Source organism: Cupriavidus oxalaticus, from assembly GCF_004768545.1.
In the GTDB taxonomy this organism is placed as follows: domain Bacteria; phylum Pseudomonadota; class Gammaproteobacteria; order Burkholderiales; family Burkholderiaceae; genus Cupriavidus; species Cupriavidus oxalaticus_A.
The window spans coordinates 1304022-1323492 of sequence record NZ_CP038635.1; the positions used below are offsets into that span (position 1 = coordinate 1304022).

Annotated in this window: 20 protein-coding genes and 1 tRNA gene; 6 read left to right on the forward strand and 15 right to left on the reverse strand. The window is 67.2% G+C overall.

The features are described 5' to 3' along the window. Nucleotides 1-23: 23 nt before the first annotated feature. The 3 genes from E0W60_RS16890 to E0W60_RS16900 all read right to left on the reverse strand — a co-directional run bounded on the left by E0W60_RS16890 (nt 24) and on the right by E0W60_RS16900 (nt 3119). Entirely contained in the window at nt 24-1436 is a 1413-nt protein-coding gene (locus E0W60_RS16890; RefSeq protein WP_135705005.1) for an FAD-binding oxidoreductase, read from the reverse strand. A 22-nt stretch (nt 1437-1458) separates the two neighbouring features. Next, a complete protein-coding gene (locus E0W60_RS16895) occupies nt 1459-2187 on the reverse strand; it encodes a FadR/GntR family transcriptional regulator (RefSeq protein ID WP_135705006.1) in 729 nt (242 codons plus the stop codon). A 146-nt stretch (nt 2188-2333) separates the two neighbouring features. Then, a complete protein-coding gene (locus tag E0W60_RS16900; protein WP_029047693.1) occupies nt 2334-3119 on the reverse strand; it encodes an IclR family transcriptional regulator in 786 nt (261 codons plus the stop codon). Nucleotides 3120-3352: 233 nt separating this feature from the next. On the opposite strand from E0W60_RS16900, the gene E0W60_RS16905 reads away from it, so the two are divergent. From E0W60_RS16905 to E0W60_RS16915, 3 genes are read left to right on the forward strand one after another with little or no spacing between them, the layout of a single operon-like run. Continuing rightward, complete coding sequence (locus tag E0W60_RS16905) at nt 3353-4078, forward strand: (Fe-S)-binding protein (protein WP_133096807.1); 726 nt, start codon at nt 3353-3355, stop codon at nt 4076-4078. Nucleotides 4079-4095: 17 nt separating this feature from the next. Then, on the forward strand, nt 4096-5508 hold the full coding sequence (locus tag E0W60_RS16910; protein WP_135705007.1) for a LutB/LldF family L-lactate oxidation iron-sulfur protein: 1413 nt from the start codon (nt 4096-4098) through the stop codon (nt 5506-5508). Beyond that, a complete protein-coding gene (locus tag E0W60_RS16915; protein WP_133096809.1) occupies nt 5505-5774 on the forward strand; it encodes a hypothetical protein in 270 nt (89 codons plus the stop codon). Before E0W60_RS16910 ends, E0W60_RS16915 begins: the two co-directional genes overlap by 4 nt. A 34-nt stretch (nt 5775-5808) precedes the next feature. Here the strand turns inward: E0W60_RS16915 and E0W60_RS16920 are convergent, their stop codons facing one another. Continuing rightward, nucleotides 5809-6696 carry a LysR substrate-binding domain-containing protein gene (locus tag E0W60_RS16920; RefSeq protein WP_135705008.1) on the reverse strand — a complete coding sequence of 296 codons (888 nt, stop codon included), beginning with the start codon at nt 6694-6696 and terminating at the stop codon, nt 5809-5811. Between the two features lie 115 nt (nt 6697-6811). On the opposite strand from E0W60_RS16920, the gene E0W60_RS16925 reads away from it, so the two are divergent. The 3 genes from E0W60_RS16925 (at nt 6812) to E0W60_RS16935 (ending at nt 9787) form a co-directional block, all read left to right on the forward strand. Next, nucleotides 6812-7813 carry an ornithine cyclodeaminase family protein gene (locus tag E0W60_RS16925; protein WP_133096811.1) on the forward strand — a complete coding sequence of 334 codons (1002 nt, stop codon included), beginning with the start codon at nt 6812-6814 and terminating at the stop codon, nt 7811-7813. Next, on the forward strand, nt 7810-8643 hold the full coding sequence (locus E0W60_RS16930; protein WP_135705009.1) for a phosphate/phosphite/phosphonate ABC transporter substrate-binding protein: 834 nt from the start codon (nt 7810-7812) through the stop codon (nt 8641-8643). Before E0W60_RS16925 ends, E0W60_RS16930 begins: the two co-directional genes overlap by 4 nt. Nucleotides 8644-8740: 97 nt before the next feature. After that, complete coding sequence (locus E0W60_RS16935) at nt 8741-9787, forward strand: tripartite tricarboxylate transporter substrate binding protein (protein ID WP_133096813.1); 1047 nt, start codon at nt 8741-8743, stop codon at nt 9785-9787. A gap of 135 nt (nt 9788-9922) precedes the next feature. On the opposite strand, the gene E0W60_RS16940 is transcribed toward E0W60_RS16935, so the two are convergent. The 11 genes from E0W60_RS16940 to boxA form a co-directional block, all read right to left on the reverse strand. After that, nucleotides 9923-10717, reverse strand: coding sequence for an ABC transporter ATP-binding protein (locus E0W60_RS16940; protein ID WP_063238620.1), 795 nt, complete (start codon nt 10715-10717; stop codon nt 9923-9925). A gap of 1 nt (nt 10718) precedes the next feature. Then, nucleotides 10719-11615 (reverse strand): ABC transporter permease, encoded by an 897-nt coding sequence (locus E0W60_RS16945; RefSeq protein ID WP_029047685.1) that lies wholly within the window; start codon nt 11613-11615, stop codon nt 10719-10721. A gap of 168 nt (nt 11616-11783) precedes the next feature. Next, the gene (locus E0W60_RS16950; RefSeq protein ID WP_135705010.1) at nt 11784-12761 is read right to left on the reverse strand and encodes an ABC transporter substrate-binding protein; all 978 of its coding nucleotides are present in this window, start codon (nt 12759-12761) and stop codon (nt 11784-11786) included. Nucleotides 12762-13164: 403 nt separating this feature from the next. Further along, nucleotides 13165-14199, reverse strand: coding sequence for a quinone-dependent dihydroorotate dehydrogenase (locus E0W60_RS16955; RefSeq protein WP_133096918.1), 1035 nt, complete (start codon nt 14197-14199; stop codon nt 13165-13167). An 81-nt stretch (nt 14200-14280) separates the two neighbouring features. Then, on the reverse strand, nt 14281-15075 hold the full coding sequence (locus tag E0W60_RS16960; RefSeq protein ID WP_133096815.1) for an arginyltransferase: 795 nt from the start codon (nt 15073-15075) through the stop codon (nt 14281-14283). Nucleotides 15076-15142: 67 nt separating this feature from the next. Next, entirely contained in the window at nt 15143-15895 is a 753-nt protein-coding gene (gene aat, locus E0W60_RS16965) for a leucyl/phenylalanyl-tRNA--protein transferase (protein WP_133096816.1), read from the reverse strand. A 37-nt stretch (nt 15896-15932) separates the two neighbouring features. After that, a complete protein-coding gene (locus E0W60_RS16970; RefSeq protein ID WP_135705011.1) occupies nt 15933-16517 on the reverse strand; it encodes an NUDIX hydrolase in 585 nt (194 codons plus the stop codon). A 249-nt stretch (nt 16518-16766) separates the two neighbouring features. Beyond that, nucleotides 16767-16843, reverse strand: a tRNA-Met gene (locus tag E0W60_RS16975). 122 nt (nt 16844-16965) lie between these two features. Continuing rightward, the gene (locus tag E0W60_RS16980; RefSeq protein WP_133096818.1) at nt 16966-17718 is read right to left on the reverse strand and encodes an RES family NAD+ phosphorylase; all 753 of its coding nucleotides are present in this window, start codon (nt 17716-17718) and stop codon (nt 16966-16968) included. Then, complete coding sequence (locus E0W60_RS16985; protein WP_063238628.1) at nt 17678-18067, reverse strand: MbcA/ParS/Xre antitoxin family protein; 390 nt, start codon at nt 18065-18067, stop codon at nt 17678-17680. Before E0W60_RS16985 ends, E0W60_RS16980 begins: the two co-directional genes overlap by 41 nt. 123 nt (nt 18068-18190) lie before the next feature. Beyond that, complete coding sequence (gene boxA / locus E0W60_RS16990; protein WP_135705012.1) at nt 18191-19429, reverse strand: benzoyl-CoA 2,3-epoxidase subunit BoxA; 1239 nt, start codon at nt 19427-19429, stop codon at nt 18191-18193. Nucleotides 19430-19471: the final 42 nt, after the last annotated feature.

Here is a 19471-nt window from a genome sequence, read left to right on the forward strand (position 1 = left end):
TTTTTGTACCAGCGCGACAGCGCTCAGAGCAGCTTGCCCGGGTTCATGATCCCGGCCGGATCAAATACCGCCTTGATCTCTCGCATCAGCCGCAATTCCAGCGGATCCTTGACCGCCAGGAAGGCATGGCGCTTGAGCTGGCCGATGCCGTGCTCGGCGCTGATGCTGCCGCCGTAGCGCATTACTTCATCCAGCACCGCGTCAGTCACAGTCTCGCCCTGGGCCGCTGCCCAGTCCTTGGGGGCGCCTGCCGGGCGCGACAGGTTGTAGTGCAGATTGCCATCGCCGAAGTGGCCAAAGACAAAGGGCCGGATCGCCGGGTCGAGCGCGCGCAGCCGGCTTGCCATTGACGCCATGAACGCCGGGATCTGTTCGATCGGCAGCGACACGTCGTGCTTCAGGTGCGGACCATCGGCGCGCTGTGCCTCGGAGATTTCCTCGCGCAGTTTCCACAGCGCCTGCAGCTGTGCCAGCGATGCCGAGACCGCCGCGTCGAGACAGAGTTCGCGCTCCAGCGCTTCGCCGATCACGCGCTCCAGCAGCGCGTTGAGCGCATCCTCATCCGTGGTGTCTGCCAGTTCGACCAGCACATAGGCGGGATAGCGCTGCGCGAACGGTTCCTGCACGCCTTCCGCGTGCGTCAGCACCAGGTCGAGGCAGTCTCCGGTAAAGAACTCGAATGCCTGCAGGCGCGCGCCGCACTGCGCGAACAGCAGCTCATACAGCTCCAGCGATTGCGCTGGCGAGGCTACTGCCGCCAGCACCACGCTGCGCGCATCGGTGCGTGGGAACAGCCGCAACGCCGCCGCCGTTATCACGCCCAGCGTGCCTTCCGAACCGATCAGCAGCTGCTTCAGGTCATAGCCGGTATTGTCCTTGCGCAGCGTGCGCAAGCCGTTGAACACCTCGCCGTTGGGCAGCACGGCTTCGACGCCCAGCACCAGCTCGCGCGCCATGCCATAGCGCACCACGTTGACGCCGCCGGCATTGGTGGCCAGGTTGCCGCCGATCTGGCACGAATCCTCGGCCGCCAGCGAAAGCGGCAACAGCCGGTTGGCCTCCTGCGCGGCGCGGCGCAGGTTGCCGAGGATGCAGCCGGCCTCGGCCACCATGGTGTTGGCGATGGTGTCGAGCGAGCGCACCGCATTCATGCGGTCCAGGCTCAGCACCACGTTGCCCGCCTGACCGTCAGGCGTAGCACCGCCGCACAGGCCGGTATTGCCGCCGCGCGGCACCACCGGCACCGCCGCCTGCTGGCACAGCGCCAGCGCGCGCGAGACCTGTTCCACGCTGCGCGGCCGCACCACTGCCTGCGCCTGCCCACGATAGATGCCGCGCCAGTCAGACAGCCACGGAGCGATGTCGTCGGGGTTGGTCAGGACAGTGTCGGGGCCGAGCGCTTCGGCGAGGCGTTGGGCGAAATGAGCGGTTTGCATGATGTTCGGTGTTTCCGTGGTGTCAGGGCTCCGCGGGGGAAGGGCTGGCGGCGCGCGCGCGCAGCGTCAGGCCAAGACGCCGCGCCGCGTTCCGCAGGTGGGTGACCGCGGCGGTCCGGGCTGCGTCGGGGTCGCCGCGGCGGATCGCGTCGACGATGGCTTCATGTTCGGCCTGCACGCCTTCGGCCAGCCCGGGCTGGCGCAGCGTATTGGCGCGCGCGGTGGCGACTGCCTGGTGCAGTTGCAGGTTCAGGTACTGCAGCAACTGGCGGTAATACGGGTTATGCGTCGCCGCGGCGATGCCGATATGGAAGGCCGCGTCGATATCGGTTGCCGGCTGCCCGTCGTGGAGGTGGGCATGCAGCCGCTCGAGCAGCGCAGCCAGCGCGGCGACGTCGTCATCGGTGCGGCGCACGGCCGCGAGCGCGGCCGCGGCGCCTTCCAGGTCGATGCGCAGGTCGTACAGGTCAGCCAGGCCGGCGGCGTCGATATCGGGCTCGCGCGGCAGCTGGAACCCCGCCGCGCCGGTCCGCGAGCGCACCGTGCAGCCCACGCCCTGGCGCGTCTCGACAAAGCCCTGCGAGCGCAGGTGCTCGGTGACTTCGCGGATCACCGCGGCGCTGACGCCATATTGCTCCGAGAGCTGTTTGCCGGTCGGCAGCCGGGTGCCGACCGGGTACGCGCCGCTTTCGATATCGGCGCGCAACTGGCGGGTGACCTGTTCGGTGAGGGTGACGGCACGGGTTCGCATGGCCGTCGATTATAAGGTTTGCTGGTTATCAGAAAACTAAGGGTAAACCTATGTGAATCAATGTGCCCGATGCCGGAAGTAAAAACGCGCGGGCCGCCATTGCTGGCGGCCCGCGCGTCGTCGCGCTCTCGAACGAATGCCGGCGCTCAGGCCGCGGCTTCGGACACGTAGCCCATGCCGCGCGAGATCTGCAGCGCGGTTTCCTTCAGGTTCTGCAGCCAGCTGTCCTGGAGCCGGTCAGCCGGGGCCGACAGCGACAGGCCCGCCACCAGCCGGCGCGAGTCGTCGTAGATGCCGGCGGCAATGCAGCGCACGCCCAGTTCCAGTTCTTCATTGTCGCGGGCGTAGCCATTGGTGCGGACCCAGTTCAACTCCCGCTCCAGCTTGGTCAGGTCCGTGATCGAGGTCCGGGTATGCCCGGCCAGGCCGGTGCGGGTGGCGTAGTTGCGCACGCGCGCCGACTCGTCGGCGGCCAGGAACAGCTTGCCGACCGAGGTCAGGTGCAGCGGCGCGCGGCCGCCGATGGCGCGCACCACCTGCATGCCGGAGCGCTCGCTGTAGGCGCGCTCGATATACACGATCTCGTCGCCCTGGCGTACCGACAGGTTGACCGTCTGCCCGGTCACGCGGTGCAGCGCGCGCATCGGCGCCAGCGCAGCGTCGCGCACCGACAGTCGAGCCTTGACCAGGTTGCCCAGTTCCAGCAGGCGCATGCCAAGACGGTAGCTGCCCGGATCGGAACGATCGACGAAACGGCAGGCCACCATGTCGTTAAGGATGCGGTGCGCGGTGGAAGGATGCAGGCCCGTGGCCAGCGACAGCTCTTTCAGGCTGACCGGGTCGGCGTGCTGGGCGAGGGCGTCCAGCAGGGTCATCATGCGCTCGATGACCTGGATGGACGTCTTGCCGGGTGACTTGTCTGCTTCGGACATAGTGGAAAGAGAGAATGTTGCTTTGCGGCATTTTTAAGTATCTGCCTGATTCTATCTCGCATCGTGAAAATTTCAATAGGTGAAATGACATTACGGTAAGAATCGCCCCGTGATGTCGCCTGGGAAAGTGATGTGTTTCGCACCGCATTCATGCCGGCGATGAACCGCTTGTGCGCCACGCGCGGCCCAAGGCGCGCATAATTGCGGGGTTTTGGGGTCTGGAGAAGCCAACAATGCGAGTCGGTCTGTTCGCCACCTGCCTGGTGGACCTGATGCGTCCGGAGATCGGATTTTCGGTGCTGAAGCTGCTGGAAGCCGCGGGCTACGAGGTCATGGTGCCCGAGGCGCAGACCTGCTGCGGCCAGCCGGCATACAACTCGGGCGAGCGCCCGGTGTCGCGGGATCTCGCCGAGAAATTCCTGCGCGAGTTCGAGATGTTCGACTACATCGTGGTCCCGTCGGGAAGCTGCGGCGGCATGATCCGCCACCACTACGGTGACCTGCTGCGCGACGATCCGGAGCTGAACGGCCGCTATGAACGCCTGCGCGAACGGGTGTACGAGCTGACCGAGTTCCTGGTCAACGTTGCGCGCGTCGAGACGCTGCCGTCCGGTTTTGCCGGCCATATCACTTACCACGATTCCTGTTCCGGCCTGCGCGAGCTGGGCGTCAAGCAACAGCCGCGCGAACTGCTGTCGCGCCTGCCCGGCGTCCAGCTCACCGAGATGAAGGACTGCGAAGCCTGCTGCGGCTTCGGCGGCACGTTCTCGGTCAAGTACGGCAATATCTCGACGGCCATCGTCGACGAGAAATGCGCCAACATCAAGGCCAGCGGCGCCGATGCGGTGGTGCTGGGCGACCTGGGCTGCATCCTCAATATCGAAGGCCGGCTGCGCCGCACCGGCGACAGCCAGACCCGCGTGCTGCATATCGCCCAGGTGCTGGCCGGCGACGCCTGACAACGAGAGACGCCACGATGCAAGTCCACAGTATGGAATTCAAGGCGCGCGCCGGCCAGAAGCTGGCCGACCAGCGCCTGCAGCAGAACCTGAAGAAGCTCTCGACCAAGTTCGTCACGGCACGCGCCGATGCCATCCGCGACATCGACTTCGACGCCACGCGCGAGGCGCTGAAGGAGCGCCGCAACCGCGCGCTCGAAAACCTCGATGTCTGGCTGGCGACGTTCGAGCAGAACGCCACCAGCCGCGGCGCCACGGTCCTGTTCGCCGAGACCACCGCCGACGCCGCGCGCCTGGTCGCCGAGATCGCGCAGAAGCACGGCGTGAAGAAGGTCATCAAGAGCAAGTCGATGGTGACCGAGGAAATGAGCCTGAACCAGGTGCTGGGCGAGATGGGTGTGCAGAGCATCGAGACCGACCTCGGCGAGTACATCCTGCAGATCAACGACTCGGAGCCGCCATCGCACATCATTGCGCCGGTGGTGCACAAGGACAAGGACGAGATCGCCGACCTGTTCGCCAGGGTTCACCACAAGCCGCGGCTGACCGATATCCCGGAGATGACCCGCGAGGCGCGCGAGGTGCTGCGCCCGGAATTCCTGTCGGCCGACATGGGCGTGACCGGAGGCAACTTCATCATCGCCGAGACCGGGTCGGTCGCGGTGGTTACCAATGAAGGCAACGAAGGCATGTGCACGGTGATGCCGCGCGTGCACGTGGCCGTGACCGGCATCGAGAAGGTGTTGCCGACGCTGGAAGACCTGGCCACGGTCATGCGCCTGCTGCCGCGTTCGGCCACTGGCCAGGCGATCTCCAACTACTTCTCGCTGCTGACCGGCCCGCGCGCCGAAGGCGAGCGCGATGGCCCCGAGCATATGTACTTCGTGCTGGTCGACGGCGGCCGCTCGGGGCTGATCGGCGGCGATTTCCAGGAGATGCTGCGCTGCATCCGCTGCGGCGCCTGCATGAACCATTGCCCGGTCTACCAGAAGATCGGCGGCCATGCCTATGGCTGGGTCTATCCGGGGCCAATGGGCAGCGTGCTGACGCCCAGCTACGTAGGCCTGGCGAATGCGGTGGACCTGCCGCAGGCGGCGACCATGTGCGGCGAATGCAATCGGGTCTGTCCGGCTTCGATCCCGCTGTCGGACCTGTTGCGCAAGCTGCGCGAGAAGCAGATGGAACGCGGCCTGCGACCGTGGCAGGAGCGCTTTGCGCTGAAGGCCTGGGGCTACGTGGCCAAGCGGCCCGACCTGTATGCCTTTGCCACGCGCATCGGTGCCTGGTGGCTGGGCCGCATGGGCGGCGGCAACAAGCTGATCACCAGCCTGCCGATGGCCGGCAAGGGCTGGACCGAAACCCGCGACATGCCGGCCCCGTCGGGCCGCACGTTCCGCGAACTCTACAAGGAAAGGAGGGCGCGTTCATGAGCGCAGCCAACACGGAAACGCTGGCGCGCATGCGCGCCGCACTGGACCGGCACGTCGCGGGGGCCATGCCCGCGCAGGAACTCGTGCGTGCGTGGCGCGATGCCGGCAGCGGGCTGGCGCTGCCGCCCGTCTATGGGCAGGCGATGGAAGAGCTGCTGCGCAGGCTGGAGATGTCGGCGGTGTTTGCGCAGGACAGTTGCTCGTTCTCGAGCAGCGCGGTGACGGACCAGCTGGCGAGGTGGCTGGACAAGGCGGCCACGGCCTGAGGCCGATACGCCTCGCCGCAGCCGCCCCCGCGGCTCAACGCTTCATCATCCCCGTCAGCGTCTCCACGAACTCCAGCGACAGCCGCGACAGCGGCTCCGTCTGCACATGGAAGATCTGCACCGAGGCATTGACCCTGGTGCGGATCGGCACGGCGACGATATTGGGCCAGTTCGCGCCGAATACCGTCATGGCATCGACCAGCGCGATGCCGGCACCGGCCTGCGCCAGCGCGCGCGCCACATGGGCCTGCTCCACCTGTACCCGCATGTCGGGCTGGTCGCCATCGTTGCCGAACATCTCGTGCACCAGCAGCGCGAACGGCACATCGGGTCCATAGCCAATCAGGTCTTCGCCGATCAGGTCGGCGGGACGCACCCATTTGCGCGTGGCCAGCCGATGTGCCACCGGCACCAGCGCCACGATCTCGTTCTTCACCAGCAGCCGCGCCTCCAGGTTGGGGTGCGTCAGCGGCATGTTCGACACCGCCAGGTCCACCTGTCCCGATAGCAGCGCACGCAACATGTTGCCGGGGATCTGCGTGCGCACCACCACGCGCACCGCCGGGTGCGCGGCGCGGAAGCTGGCGATCGCGCGCGGCAGCACGGTCTGCCCCAGGTTGGGGCTGCATGTGATGCGCAGGCTGCCGGTCCGGTTGGCGGCGAGATCCTCGGCGATCTCGTTGACGCGCTCGATCCCTTCATAGACCGCATTGACTTCGCCCAGCAGCCGCCGCGCTTCCGGCGTGGGGTAGAGCCGCCCCTTGGTGCGGCGGAACAGTTCGAGGCCGAGCCGTTGTTCCGTGTGCGACATCAGCCGGCTGATGGCCGGTTGCGACACATAGAGCAGCTTCGATGCGCCGCTGATCGATCCGGTCAGCATCACCGCGCGGAAGACTTCGATCTGGCGCAGGTTCATTTTCATGGCATTAACCTGATGTTAAGGCAGGCGGATATATAAGCATATGACAGTCAAGGGCGCCAACCCTACACTGGACTCCATCGACACACCACACACTGATCTGGAGAGCGGGGACCGTATGGCTGACATTCATCTCACCTATCTCAACGGCCGGGACATTGCGCGGCTGGAAATGACCGATGCCGAAATCATCGATGCGGTGGAACAGGCACTGGTTGCGCAGGGCAATGGCCAGACCGTGATCGAGCCGCGCGTGCACCTGATGCCGGACCCGGCCTTCAACGGCCACTTCAACGTGCTGCGCGGCTACGTGGCGCCGCTGGGGCTGGCCGGCGTCAAGGTCGTCGGCGATTTCGTCGACAACTACAAGCTCGGCCTGCCTTCGGAGATGGCCATGCTGAACCTGTTCGATCCGCGCACCGGCATGCCGGTGGCGGTGATCGACGCCACCTTCATCACCGATGCCCGCACCGGCGCGCTGACCGCGCTCGGCGCCAAGCACCTGGCACGCCGCGACAGCAAGGTGCTGGGCCATATCGGCGCGCGCGGCACCTCGTACTGGAATGTGCGCCTGCTCGACAGCCTCTATGACTTCGACGAGATCCGCGTGCATTCGCGCCGTCCGGAAAGCCGCAATGCCTTTGCCGCGCGGCTGGAGCGCGATCTCGGCAAGAAGATCGTGGTGACCGACGACTGGGAATCGTGCGTGCGCGGCGCCGACATCGTGGTCGAGGCGTCGCGCCTGGAGCGCCCGACGCCGATGCTCAAGACCGAATGGATCAAGCCCGGTGCGTTCGTCGTGCCCTACGGCACCATGAGCGCGGTCGAGCTGTCGCTGACCGACATCATGACGCGGATGGTGGTGGACGACTGGGGCCAGTGCAAGGGCGGCATGTTCGGCTCGCTGCGCGCGCATGTCGAAGCGGGCAAGCTGTCGGAACAGACGCTCTACGCCGAACTGGGCGAGATCGCCGCCGGCCGCAAGCCCGGCCGCCAGAGCGACGACGAAACCAACCTGTTCTGGCACCGCGGCCTGTCGCTCAGCGATATCGCGCTGGGACATGCCATCCTGAAGAAGGCCGAGCAGCGCGGGCTGGGCCAGAAGCTGGTGTACGCATGATTGCCAATGCCCGCATGTACGCGGTAACGCCGCAGGCCGAAGCGGCATGGCGCGCGCTGCTGGCGCGCGTGTCCGAGCGCGCGGGCGTTGCGTTGCCGTATGTCGGGCATCCCGCGCCGGCGCCGGTCAGCGCGCTGTGGGCGCGGCCGGACTGCGGCTGCGTGTTCATGTGTGGCTATCCGTACGCGAGCGCGCCGGTTACGCCGCAGTTGCTGGCCGCGCCGGTTCCGTCGCATGCGCGCTATGGCGGAAGGCCGGTCTATTTCACGGAGTTCATCGTGCGCGCCGATGCGCCGGTGCAGTCCCTGGCGCAAACCTTCGGCGGGCGGCTGGCATGCATGTTGCCTGAGTCGAACTCGGGCTATAACGCGCCGCGCCATTACCTGATGCGGCTGGCACCGGCGGGTACGCAGTCGCTGTACCGGCCCGCTGCGATGGCCACGCCAACTCCGCGCGAGGTCATCGATGCCGTGCTTGCTGGCGATGCCGACGTGGGGGTGATCGACAGCTATGTGATGGACCTGCTGCGCCGCTATGACCCGGGGCTTGCCGCGCAGCTGAAGACGCTGGCGCTGACGCCGCCCGCACCGATTCCGGTGCTGGTCGCGTCGGCGGGAACCGATCCGCAGCAGTGTGCTCGCGTGCGTGCGGCATTGCTGGGAATGCATGAGGATGCCGCCGGCACCGCGCTGCTGGCGTCGCTGGAACTGGCGCGCTTCGTTGAGGTGCAGCCGGGCGACTATGCCTGCCTGCCCGCGATGGCGAATGAAGCGGATCGCGCGAGCTTTGCGCTGACCGGTCCCGCCGCTGCAGAGCGGGGCACGGGATAGGCAACGTGTCTGACCGCACACGGCCATCGGCGATAACAAGACTGCCGGCGCGGTGGAGGAGCCATAGCCTGATTACTGCCAAATTGGGGAAAACGTCATGAAATCCGCTGTGAATGCCGCTGTGAAATCCGATGTTAAGTCTTTCGTGAGTTCTGACATCCGGCGCCTTGCCATGCATTGCCTGTTTGCCTGTGCGGCAGCCTGCGCGGCATGGCTCGGTGCGGCGCCGGCCCATGCCCAGCCGCCGGCTTATCCCGCCAGGCCGGTCCGCCTGATCGTGCCGTTTGCCGCCGGCGGCCCCGCCGACGTGCTGGCGCGCGCCGTCGGGGAGGGCATCGCCAAGGCCACCGGCCAGAGCGTGCTGGTCGAGAACAAGGCAGGCGCCGCCGGCACCATCGGTGTCGACATGGTGGCCAAGGCAGCGCCAGACGGCTACACCATCGCACTGGTGCCGGTCGGGAATATCGCGGTGAATCCCACGCTGATGCCAAACCTTCCCTACAAGCAGTCCGACCTGGCGCCGGTGGCGATGCTCGCCACCGCCGAAAACGTGCTGGTGGTCAACGCGGCCACGCCGGCCAGATCGCTGGCGGACCTGCTCAAGCTGGCCGCACAGAAACCGGGCGAACTGAGTTTCGCCTCGCCCGGCGCCGGCAGCCAGGCGCACCTCGCCGGGGAACTGCTGCAGCTCGATGCCAACGTCAAGCTGAACCACGTGCCGTACAAGGGCGTGAGCCCGGCCATGACCGATGTGGTCGGCGGGCAGGTGACGATGATGTTCGCGCAGCTGTCGGCGGCGTTGCCCTATATCAAGGCAGGCAAGCTGCGCGCCCTGGGCGTGGCCAGCACCAAACGCTCGACGGTGCTGCCCGATGTGCCGACGATCGCGGAGCAGGGCTTCCCGAAATTCGAGGCGGTGTCGTGGTATGCGCTGATGGCGCCGGCGGGTACGCCGCCCGAGATCGTACGCAAGCTCAGCCAGCATGCCGACGCGGTGCTGGCCGATGCGGCGCTGAAGGAAAAGCTGGCAACGCTGGGGATGGAGGCGGCGGGTGGCACGCCGCAGCAGCTGGCGGCAACAATCCAGAAGGAGAGTGTCCGGTGGGCGGGGTTGATCAGACAGCGGCGCATCACGATCGATTAGTCGTTTGCATGCTGCCGGTTTGCTCCCCTCTCCCGCTCGCGGGAGAGGGGAGCAAACATTCGGGACACTCAAGCGTCATCGAACGCAAAAGAATGGGGAGCCAAAGCTCCCCATTCTTCTTGGATGTCAGCGCTGTCAGCCCAGCAACAGCGCGTCATCATCCAGCTGTTCATGCCGCGTCTGCTCGAACATCTTCAGCAGGTCCGGCACATCCAGCCCCTTGCGCTTGTCGCCAGAGACATCCAGCACCACCTGTCCCTGGTGCAGCATCACCGTGCGCTGCCCGTAGTCCAGCGCCTGGCGCATGCTGTGCGTCACCATCATCGTCGTCAGCTTGCTCTCCTCGACGATGCGCGCGGTCAGTTCCAGCACGAACGCGGCGGTCTTCGGGTCCAGCGCGGCGGTATGCTCGTCCAGCAGCAGGATGCGCGACGGCTGCAGCGATGCCATCAGCAGGCTCACCGCCTGGCGCTGGCCGCCGGACAGCAGGCCGATGCGGTCGGTCAGGCGGTTTTCCAGCCCCAGGTTCAGCAGCCGCAGCTTCTCGCGGAACAGCTCGCGCGAGGCGCGGTTCAGCGCCGGGCGGAAACCCCGCTTCGCGCCGCGCGCCATCGCCAGGGCCATGTTCTCCTCGATGGTCAGCGCCTCGCAGGTTCCGGCCATCGGGTCCTGGAACACGCGCGCCACCAGGTGCGCCCGGTCCCATGCCGGCTGGCGCGTGACGTCGGTGTCATCGATGGTGATGCGGCCCGAGTCGACCATCTGGTCGCCGCTGATCGCGTTCAGGAAGGTCGACTTGCCGGCGCCATTGGAGCCGATCACGGCGACGAACTGGCCGCTCGGGATTTCCAGCGTGAGTCCGCGCAGCGCGCGGGTCTCGATCGGGGTGCCCGGGTTGAAGGTGAGCTTCAGGTCTTGTGCGCGCAGCATCTCAGGCACCTCCGTTCTTGCGGGCAAACAGCTTCTTGCGCGTGGCCGGCAGCACCAGCGCGATCGTCACCAGCGCGGCGGTGACTAGGTTCAGGTCCTGCGCCTTCAGGCCGATGAAGTCGCTGTTCAGCGCCAGCGCGATGAAGAAGCGGTACAGGATGGCGCCGAGCACCACGGCCAGCGTGGTCCAGATCAGGCGGCGCGCCGGCAGCACGGTTTCGCCGATGATCACCGCGGCCAGGCCGATCACGATGGTGCCGATGCCCATCGAGATATCCGAGCCGCCCTGGGTCTGCGCGAACAGCGCGCCGGCCAGTGCCACCAGCGCATTGGACAGCGCCATGCCGGCCAGCGTGGCGCGGCCGGTGGGAATGCCCTGCGCGCGGGCCATGCGCGGGTTGGCGCCGGTGGCGCGCATCGCCAGGCCCAGTTGCGAGCTGAAGAACCAGTCCAGGCCGAGCTTTGCGATCACCACTACGATGAACAGCACCAGCGGGCGCAGCACGTAGTCAGGCATCCATTCCGGCTGCAGGATGGTGAACAGGGTCGGCTCGGTGATCAGCGGCACGTTGGGGCGGCCCATGATGCGCAGGTTGACCGAGTACAGCGCGATCATCATCAGGATACTGGCGAGCAGGTCCATGATCTTGAGACGCACGTTGAGCCAGCCGGTGATCCAGCCAGCCAGCGCGCCGGCTGCGATCGCGACCACGGTCGCCAGGAACGGGTCCTGGCCGGCGGCGATCAGCGTCGCGGCAACGGCGCCGCCCAGCGGAAAGCTGCCGTCAACGGTCAGGTCGGGGAAGTTGAGGATGCGGAAGGAAATCAGCACCCCGAGCGCGACCAGGCTGAAGATCAGGCCGATCTCCAGGGCGCCCAGAAGGGAAAAAAGGGACATGGGGGAATCCTGTTGCGGGGGCCGGCGGCTACCCTGGCGCCGGTTTGGAGCGGGGCGGCACGGCGGCCCGTGTGGAGCCGCCCGCCGCCTCGCCCGGTCTGCGCCTGCCGCGCCGGGTAGGCGCGGCAGGGCACCGCCGTATTGCGACGGCGGCGGGCAGTGACGTGCTTACTTGATGACCGTCTTGGCTTCCTTGATCAGCTCCGGCGACAGCGTGGCGCCTTGCTTGGCGGCGGCGCCCGTGTTCACGAACAGCTCCAGGTTGTCGCTGGTCTGCGAAGCGATCGCGCCCGGCTTCTCGCCCTTCAGGATGCGCACCACGACCTTGCCGGTCTGGTGGCCCAGGTCGCCGTAGTTGATGCCCAGCGCGGCCACCGCGCCACGCTTGACGCTGTCGGTATCGGCCGCCACCAGCGGGATCTTCGATTCGTTGGCGACCTTGACCAGCGACTCATACGCCGACACCACGTTGTTGTCGGTGTTGGTGTAGATCACGTCGACCTTGCCGATCAGGCTCTTGGCGGCCGGCCCGATGTCCACGGTGCGCGGCGCGGCGGCTTCCTTCAGCGTCAGGCCTTCCTTGGCCAGCAGCTCCTTCAGTTCCTTGACCACCACCACCGAGTTGGCCTCGCCCGGGTTGTAGACCATGCCCACGTTCCGGGCCTTCGGCACCACGCGCTTGATCAGGGCGACCTGCTTGTCCAGCGGCAGCTTGTCCGACACGCCGGTCACGTTGGTGCCCGAAGCGGCCCAGCTCTTGACCAGCTGCGCGGCGACCGGATCGGTCACGCCCGAGTACACCACCGGCACCGTCTTGGTCGCGGCGACCACGGCCTGGGCCGACGGGGTGGCGATGGCAACGATGGCGTTCGGGTTGTCGCCGACGAACTTGCGGGCGATCTGCGCGGCGGTGCCGGTGTTGCCCTGGGCGCTCTGGTATTCCCACTTCAGGCTCTTGTCGGCGTCATAGCCGGCCGCCTTCAGTTCGGCGCGCACGCCGTCGCGGATCGCGTCCAGCGCGGGGTGGTCGACGATCGACAGCACCTTGACGGTCTGGGCCTGCACGGCGCCGCCGTACAGCAAGGCCAGCGCCACGGCGCCGCCCAGGATCGACTTGGTTGCTGCGAGACCCTTGATGGACTTCATTATCTGTTCTCCCCCGAATGCTCGGTTCTGGATGGATGCGGCCGCGGATGGTTCGGTCCGCTGTCCTGGCGCTCGCCCGTGCACTGGCGGACGGTGCCGGTCCGGGGCGTGCGCGGCGGCTTCCTGCGGCGAGAGGGAGCGTGCGCGGGCGCGTCGGATGCGACAGCGATAAGCCTGCGAGGATACCACTTCTCGCGCACGAAATGCGTAGTCATCATGCCAAAGCGCGGCATCCGATGCTGTCAGACGCCCGCTATCGGCCATTCAGGCGCATATTATTGCGCGGGATTCGTGATTTCCTTGTGGATTACCCCGATTGCGGCGATCCCATCTTCATGCAATTGCGCATCCCGGGCGTCGAGGTTTTCCTCGAGCCGGGCCCCGGCAGGGGGATGGAGAAGGCTTAGCGACGCAAGGCCGCGGCGCAGTCGCGCACCAGCGCCGGGCCGCGGTAGATCAGCCCGCTGTAGACCTGCACCAGCTTCGCGCCGGCGTCGATCTTGGCGCGCGCATCGGCGCCGCTGAAGATGCCGCCCACGCCGATGATCGGCACCGCATCGCCGACCACGGCGTGCAGCGCGCGCACCACGCGCGTGGAGGCCTCGAACACCGGGCGCCCCGACAGGCCGCCGGCTTCCTCGGCATGCGGCAGCCCCTTGACCGCCTCGCGCGAAATGGTGGTGTTGGTGGCGATCACGCCGTCGATCTTGTGCCGCACCAGCGCGTCGCCGATATTGCCGATCTGGTCGGCGTCGAGGTCCGGGGCGATCTTCAGCGCCAGCGGCACGTAGCGCTTGTGCTGGTCGGCCAGGCGCTGCTGCGCGTCCTTCAGCGTCGACAGCAGGCTGTCCAGCTCGCTGGCGCCCTGCAGCTGGCGCAGGTTCTTGGTGTTGGGCGACGAGATATTGACCGTCACATAGCTGGCGTGCGGGTAGACCCGCTCCAGGCAGTACAGGTAGTCGTCATTGGCGCGCTCGATCGGCGTATCGGCGTTCTTGCCGATATTCAGCCCCAGCACGCCGCCCTCGGCCTTCCAGCGCGACGCCTTGACGTTGGCGACAAAGGCATCGACGCCGCCGTTGTTGAAGCCCATGCGGTTGATCAGCGCATCCGCCTGCGGCAGGCGGAACATGCGCGGGCGCGGGTTGCCCGGCTGCGCGCGCGGCGTGACCGTGCCCACCTCGATAAAGCCGAAGCCGAACGCGGCCAGCCCGTCGATATACGCGCCGTCCTTGTCCAGCCCGGCGGCCAGCCCGACCGGGTTGGGGAAGCGCACGCCCATCACGGTGCGCGGATCGTCGGCGATCTTGTTGCCGATGCAGCCGCCCAGGCCCATGCGGTGGGCGCGCAGCAGGTTGTTCAGCGTGAAATGGTGGGCGTCCTCGGCATCCATCGAGAACAGGGCGGGGCGAAACAGGGGGTAGAGCGCGTTGAGCACGGGGCAGCCGGCCGGCGGGGCCGTCACAGAGTGAATTCCAGCCCGGCATTGTAGCGGCTGGGCCGCTTGCCCGGTGGCGGGCTACTCCTTCGCGGGAGGCGTGTCGGGGGCGTCTGGGGCCGCGGCGGCGTCCTTTTCCTCGAAGGCGTGCCAGTGGTTGCCGGTCAGCACCTGCAGCGGCTGGAAGCGTGCCTTGTACGCCATCTTGCGGCTGTCGGCGATCCAGTAGCCCAGGTACAGGTGCGGCAGGCCGAGCGCGTGGGTCTGCTGGATCTGCCACAGGATGTTGAAGGTGCCGTAGCTGGCGTTGCGCTCGAGCGGGTCGTAGAAGGTGTAGACCGACGACAGCCCGTCGTCGAGCACGTCGATCATGCTGACCATGCGCAGGCGGCCTGCCTCGGGCGATCCCGGAGGTTCGCGGAACTCGACCAGGCGCGAATTGACACGGCTTTGCAGCAGGAACTGCTCGTACTGGTCGCGGCTGTCCTGGTCCATGCCGCCGCCGGCGTGGCGCATCGACTGGTACAGCAGGTACAGCGAATAGTGCTCTTCGACGTAGGTCAGCGGCGCCACCAGCGCCTGCAGGTGCTCATGCCGGCGCCAGGCGCGGCGCTGCGAGCGGTCGGGCGTGAACTGGTCGACCAGCACCCGGCACGGCGTGCAGGCATGGCAATCGTCGCAATATGGCCGGTAGGTGAAGATGCCGCTGCGCCGGAAACCTGCGCGCACCAGGCGCGAATAGACGTCGGCGTTGATCAGGTGCGCGGGCGTGGCGACCTGCGAGCGCGCCATGCGGCCTTCCAGGTAGCTGCAAGCGTAGGGCGCCGTAGCGTAGAACTGCAGCGCAGAGAGCGGTAGTTCCTTCAGCTTGCTCATGACTCTGGGGGCTCCGGGCGGGACGATGCGGGCGGACGTTTGGCGGGGGCGGCGTCCTTCCCGGGATTCAACCGGCTGGCGCGGCTGGCGTTCCGGCCCAGCACTCCAGCACCGACTTGTCGAACCGCCACGGGTGGATCGCGGGCTGCAGCGCCGCCGCGCGCACATGTGCCACGAACTGCGCGCGGGGGATCGGGCTGGCGCCCAGCGAGGCCAGGTGGTCGGTCTCCTGCTGGCAGTCTATCATCGCCACGCCGTGGTTGCCGAGGAAGGCGCACAGCGCCGCCAGCGCGATCTTGGAGGCGTCGGTGCGGTGCGCGAACATCGACTCGCCGAAGAACATCCGTCCCAGCGCCACGCCGTACAAGCCGCCGACACGCTCGCCGCGGAACCAGGTCTCGACCGAATGCGCCAGGCCGTTGCGGTGCAGCGTGCCATAGGCGGCGATGATGTCGCCGGTGATCCAGGTGCCGTCCTGCCCGTCGCGCGGCGTGGTGGCGCAGGCGCGCATCACCGCCGCGAAATCGTCGTCGACGCGGATTTCCCAGTCCGCGTCGCGCAGCACGCGGCGCAGCGTCTTGCGCAGCGTCACCGACACGCGCAATGCCTGCGGCGCCAGCACCATGCGGGGGTCGGTGCTCCACCACAGCACCGGCTGGCCACTCGAATACCACGGAAAGATGCCTTGCCGGTACGCCAGCAGCAGGCGCTGGGGCGACAGGTCGCGGCTAGCCGCCAGCAAGCCGGGCGCGTCGGAATCGGGCCCGAGCGCCTCCTCCACCGGAGGAAACGGGTCGTGCGGCTCCAGCCAGGCGATCATGAGGGCCGTGCCGGGTGTTGCGCGCGCCGGCCGGCGCTCAGGGCGTGACCGTGGCCCGGCTGGTCAGCGGGCGCATGGGCTTGTCGATATCCAGGCTATGCAGCCGGAAGCTGCCGTCCTGCAGCCGGCCGGCGGCGCGGTCGGCGAAGAAGCAGCGCAGCGTGTGGATCACGGTCGGGAACGCCAGTTCGTCCCACGGCACGTCGGCCTCTTCCACCAGCTTGACCTCCAGGCTTTCCTCGCCCGGCGCGATGTCCAGGTCGTCCAGCGTGGCCAGGTAGAACAGGTGGACCTGGTGCACATGCGGCACATTGAGGATCGAGAACAGCTCGCCCACCTGCACGCGCGCGCCGGCTTCTTCCAGCGTCTCGCGCGCGGCGGCCTGCGCGGTGGTCTCGCCGATTTCCATGAAGCCGGCGGGCAGGGTCCAGGAGCCATAGCGCGGCTCGATCGCGCGCTTGCAGATCAGGATCTTGTCTTCCCAGACCGGAATCGTTCCCACGACATTGCGCGGGTTGACGTAGTGGATGGTGCCGCAGCTGTCGCAGACACTGCGCGGGCGGTTGTCGCCGTCAGGCACACGCAACACGACCGCATGGCCACAGTTCGAGCAGAATTTCATGAGGGGCGTCCGGGAGGAATGGCGAAAGTGTATCACCCTCGCGGAGGGCGCCGCGGCGGGTCAGCAGGGCAGCACGGTGAGGTCGGTTGCATGCCGCACCGATGATGCTGCCGGCGTGTGTGCTGAGGCTGCGCAAAACGGCGCGGCCAAAACAAAAAACCCGCCAGTGGCGGGTTTGTCTGTCGAGCGGACCGAATGGGACCGAATCGGATCGGATGACTTGCAGTGTCCAACCGCATCATCAGCGGTTGGTTGCGGGGGCAGGATTTGAACCTGCGACCTTCGGGTTATGAGCCCGACGAGCTGCCAGACTGCTCCACCCCGCGTCCGTCGAAGAAAAGATTATAGGGCACCTGGTTGCGCATTGCAACACCTGACTGGAAGTATCGCCAAGCGCCGCGAAAACCCGCGTGCCACAACGATTAGATCGCCGCGAGCGCGAACAGGTTCAGCCCTCGCCCGGACTATCGCTTGTGCGCTGCCACAGCGTGGCGGCGAACTCGAAGCTGTCGCGCTGCTGCAGGTCGTCGCGCTGCCAGATCACGCGGTCGGGGCGCACGGTCAGCATCCAGGTGGTGGTTGCCAGTGGCTGCGGGTGGGCGAAAGCGCGCGGCGTCAGCACGGCGCCGCACAGGCCGTGATGCGGGTCGCGTACCGAGGTGTAGCGGATCATGCCGAGGCCGGCTTCGCGCACGACGCGGCCGAAGGCCTGGCAGGGTTCGTGCCGGTCGGGATCGGTCCAGGCATCGCGATCGCGGTCGAAGGGCGGGGCGTCGAGCGCCACGCCGTCGGTGGCGATGCGCACTTCGAACAGCGTCTGCGCGCGCGCGTCGATGCCCGGCAGCGCCGGACTGTCGTTAAGGAAGCGCCAGCGCCAGTAGCCCAGCTCCGCGCAGGCCGTGCGGATCTCCGCGGCGCCGTAAAACACGCCGGGATCCTGCGCGGCACGGAAGCGCGAACCCCAGGGAGACGGCGGGTAGCGAAAGGGGGTGAACAGCAGATAGTGCAGGTGGCGTGCCTCGACCGGTACCGCAGGTTTGCCGGCATCGAGCACGGCTTCCAGCACGGCCTGTTCTTCGAGGCTGTCGACCAGCGGCATGGTGGAGACAACGTGCTGGGCTTCCACCGCCCGCCACAACGTGAGCGCGAACTGCCGGCGCTCAGATGCGACCGCGGGTGGCGTCCAGGTAGTGAACGACACGGACCAGACCTTCCGTTGTGCGGATCATTTCGATGGGCTTGCCGCCCAGTGCCAGGTTTTCATGCGTCAGCCACAGCCGCGCCTGGTCGCCATGGCCGAGGATTGCGTCCAGCGAGCGGAACAGGCGTACAAAGAGCACGCCGAATTCCCACTCCTTGCGGTGCGCGTCGAGTACATAGCCGCCGGATGCCATGCGCGATACCGAAGCCGTGCTGATCCCCAGCACGCTTGCCACCACCGCCTGGCTGATGCCAAGGAAGCCGGCGGCACGCATTACCGCCTTGGTCAGCGTGGTGCCGGGGTCGGGGCCGCCGGCGGGGTCTGTTTCCGGGATCCGCCTGGATTGCATCGCCTTGCTCCTGTTTCTTCAGAAAGATTATAGGCGAACGATTTCAGAAGGGAAGTGTTTGGGGCAAAAAGGTCCGGCCCGCCGGATGCTGGCGGGCCGGTTCCGGTTAGACAGGCGTGCCGGCTAATAGGTCTCGATATGCAGCCGGCCCTCGGCTTTCATGATGGCTTCCAGTTCCGCCCAGCTGCGGCCGGCGCCGGCACAGACCGCGTTGAAGGCGGCCAGAACGCCTTCCTCCATCCCTTTCAGTCCGCAGATGTAGACATGGCCGTTCGGGTCCGCCAGCAGGGTCGCCACGGCATCGGCCGCCTCGCGGATGGCGTCCTGCACATAGCGGCGCGGTGTATCGGGATCGCGCGAAAAGGCGAAGTGGATGTCGAGGAAATCCCTGGGCAGTTTGAGCAGCGGGCCGAAGTAGGGCAGTTCGTTGGCATTGCGGGCGCCGAAGAACAGCATCCGGCGCCCGCTGAAGTGCGCCAGGTTGCGGCGCATGCGCTCGGTCATGGCGCGCATGGGTGCGGAGCCCGTGCCGGTGCAGATCATCATCACGCTGGCTTCGGCGTGGTTGGGCATCAGGAAGGTGGTGCCGAACGGACCCACCACCTGCACGGTGTCGCCCTTGGCCAGGTCGCACAGGTAGCTGGATGCCACGCCGCGCACCGGCCGGCCGTCATGGTCCTGGTCGACCCGCTTTACCGTCAGCGCGAGGTTGTTGTAGCCGGGGCGCTCGCCGTCGCGCGGGCTGGCCACCGAGTACATGCGGATGTAGTGCGGCTTGCCCGCGGCGTCGGTGCCCGGCGGCACGATGCCGATCGACTGGCCTTCGAGGATCGGGAAGAAATGGGTGCCGAAGTCCAGCACGATATGGTGGATATCGCTGGAGGCGTCGTCGGCGGTGAGCCGGTAGTTGCCGGCCACCGTCGCGGCGACCGGCGCCCGCACGCCGTGCAGGTTCACATACGGGTGCGCCGCCGACCATGGCGCGCGCTGCGAGGTGTGGCGGCTGGCTTCGACCGCCTGGATGCTCACGTCAGGCGCCGCCGTAGCGGGCGCCGCGGCCGCGGTGTTTTCGATCGCAGTGTCCAGCTCCGGCAACGGCACCTCGGCCGGCAGTTCGTCCCACAACAGCTGCGCCTCGATGGTATAGGCGTCGCCGCGCGGCATGGTGCGCCAGTTGTCGATGGCGCCGGTCGGGCACGGCGACAGGCAGGCATTGCAGCCGTTGCAGACCTCGGCCTTGACCACGTAATTGCGGTCGTCGTGGGTGATGGCGTCGATCGGGCAGGTGTCCTCGCAGGTATTGCAGCGGATGCAGATTTCCGGGTCGATCAGGTGCTGCTTGATGATGTCGGGGGCGCCCATTGCTCTTATCTCCGGTTAGTCCGGTATCTCCTTGCCGGCTTC

Bases quoted from the DNA above. Each gene is read 5' to 3' on its own strand.
- E0W60_RS16890 (WP_135705005.1), bottom strand. From the start codon at position 1,436: ATGCAAACCGCTCATTTCGCCCAACGCCTCGCCGAAGCGCTCGGCCCC.
- E0W60_RS16895 (WP_135705006.1), bottom strand. From the start codon at position 2,187: ATGCGAACCCGTGCCGTCACCCTCACCGAACAGGTCACCCGCCAGTTG.
- E0W60_RS16900 (WP_029047693.1), bottom strand. From the start codon at position 3,119: ATGTCCGAAGCAGACAAGTCACCCGGCAAGACGTCCATCCAGGTCATC.
- E0W60_RS16905 (WP_133096807.1), top strand. From the start codon at position 3,353: ATGCGAGTCGGTCTGTTCGCCACCTGCCTGGTGGACCTGATGCGTCCG.
- E0W60_RS16910 (WP_135705007.1), top strand. From the start codon at position 4,096: ATGCAAGTCCACAGTATGGAATTCAAGGCGCGCGCCGGCCAGAAGCTG.
- E0W60_RS16915 (WP_133096809.1), top strand. From the start codon at position 5,505: ATGAGCGCAGCCAACACGGAAACGCTGGCGCGCATGCGCGCCGCACTG.
- E0W60_RS16920 (WP_135705008.1), bottom strand. From the start codon at position 6,696: ATGAAAATGAACCTGCGCCAGATCGAAGTCTTCCGCGCGGTGATGCTG.
- E0W60_RS16925 (WP_133096811.1), top strand. From the start codon at position 6,812: ATGGCTGACATTCATCTCACCTATCTCAACGGCCGGGACATTGCGCGG.
- E0W60_RS16930 (WP_135705009.1), top strand. From the start codon at position 7,810: ATGATTGCCAATGCCCGCATGTACGCGGTAACGCCGCAGGCCGAAGCG.
- E0W60_RS16935 (WP_133096813.1), top strand. From the start codon at position 8,741: ATGAAATCCGCTGTGAATGCCGCTGTGAAATCCGATGTTAAGTCTTTC.
- E0W60_RS16940 (WP_063238620.1), bottom strand. From the start codon at position 10,717: ATGCTGCGCGCACAAGACCTGAAGCTCACCTTCAACCCGGGCACCCCG.
- E0W60_RS16945 (WP_029047685.1), bottom strand. From the start codon at position 11,615: ATGTCCCTTTTTTCCCTTCTGGGCGCCCTGGAGATCGGCCTGATCTTC.
- E0W60_RS16950 (WP_135705010.1), bottom strand. From the start codon at position 12,761: ATGAAGTCCATCAAGGGTCTCGCAGCAACCAAGTCGATCCTGGGCGGC.
- E0W60_RS16960 (WP_133096815.1), bottom strand. From the start codon at position 15,075: ATGAGCAAGCTGAAGGAACTACCGCTCTCTGCGCTGCAGTTCTACGCT.
- aat (WP_133096816.1), bottom strand. From the start codon at position 15,895: ATGATCGCCTGGCTGGAGCCGCACGACCCGTTTCCTCCGGTGGAGGAG.
- E0W60_RS16970 (WP_135705011.1), bottom strand. From the start codon at position 16,517: ATGAAATTCTGCTCGAACTGTGGCCATGCGGTCGTGTTGCGTGTGCCT.
- E0W60_RS16985 (WP_063238628.1), bottom strand. From the start codon at position 18,067: ATGCAATCCAGGCGGATCCCGGAAACAGACCCCGCCGGCGGCCCCGAC.
- boxA (WP_135705012.1), bottom strand. From the start codon at position 19,429: ATGGGCGCCCCCGACATCATCAAGCAGCACCTGATCGACCCGGAAATC.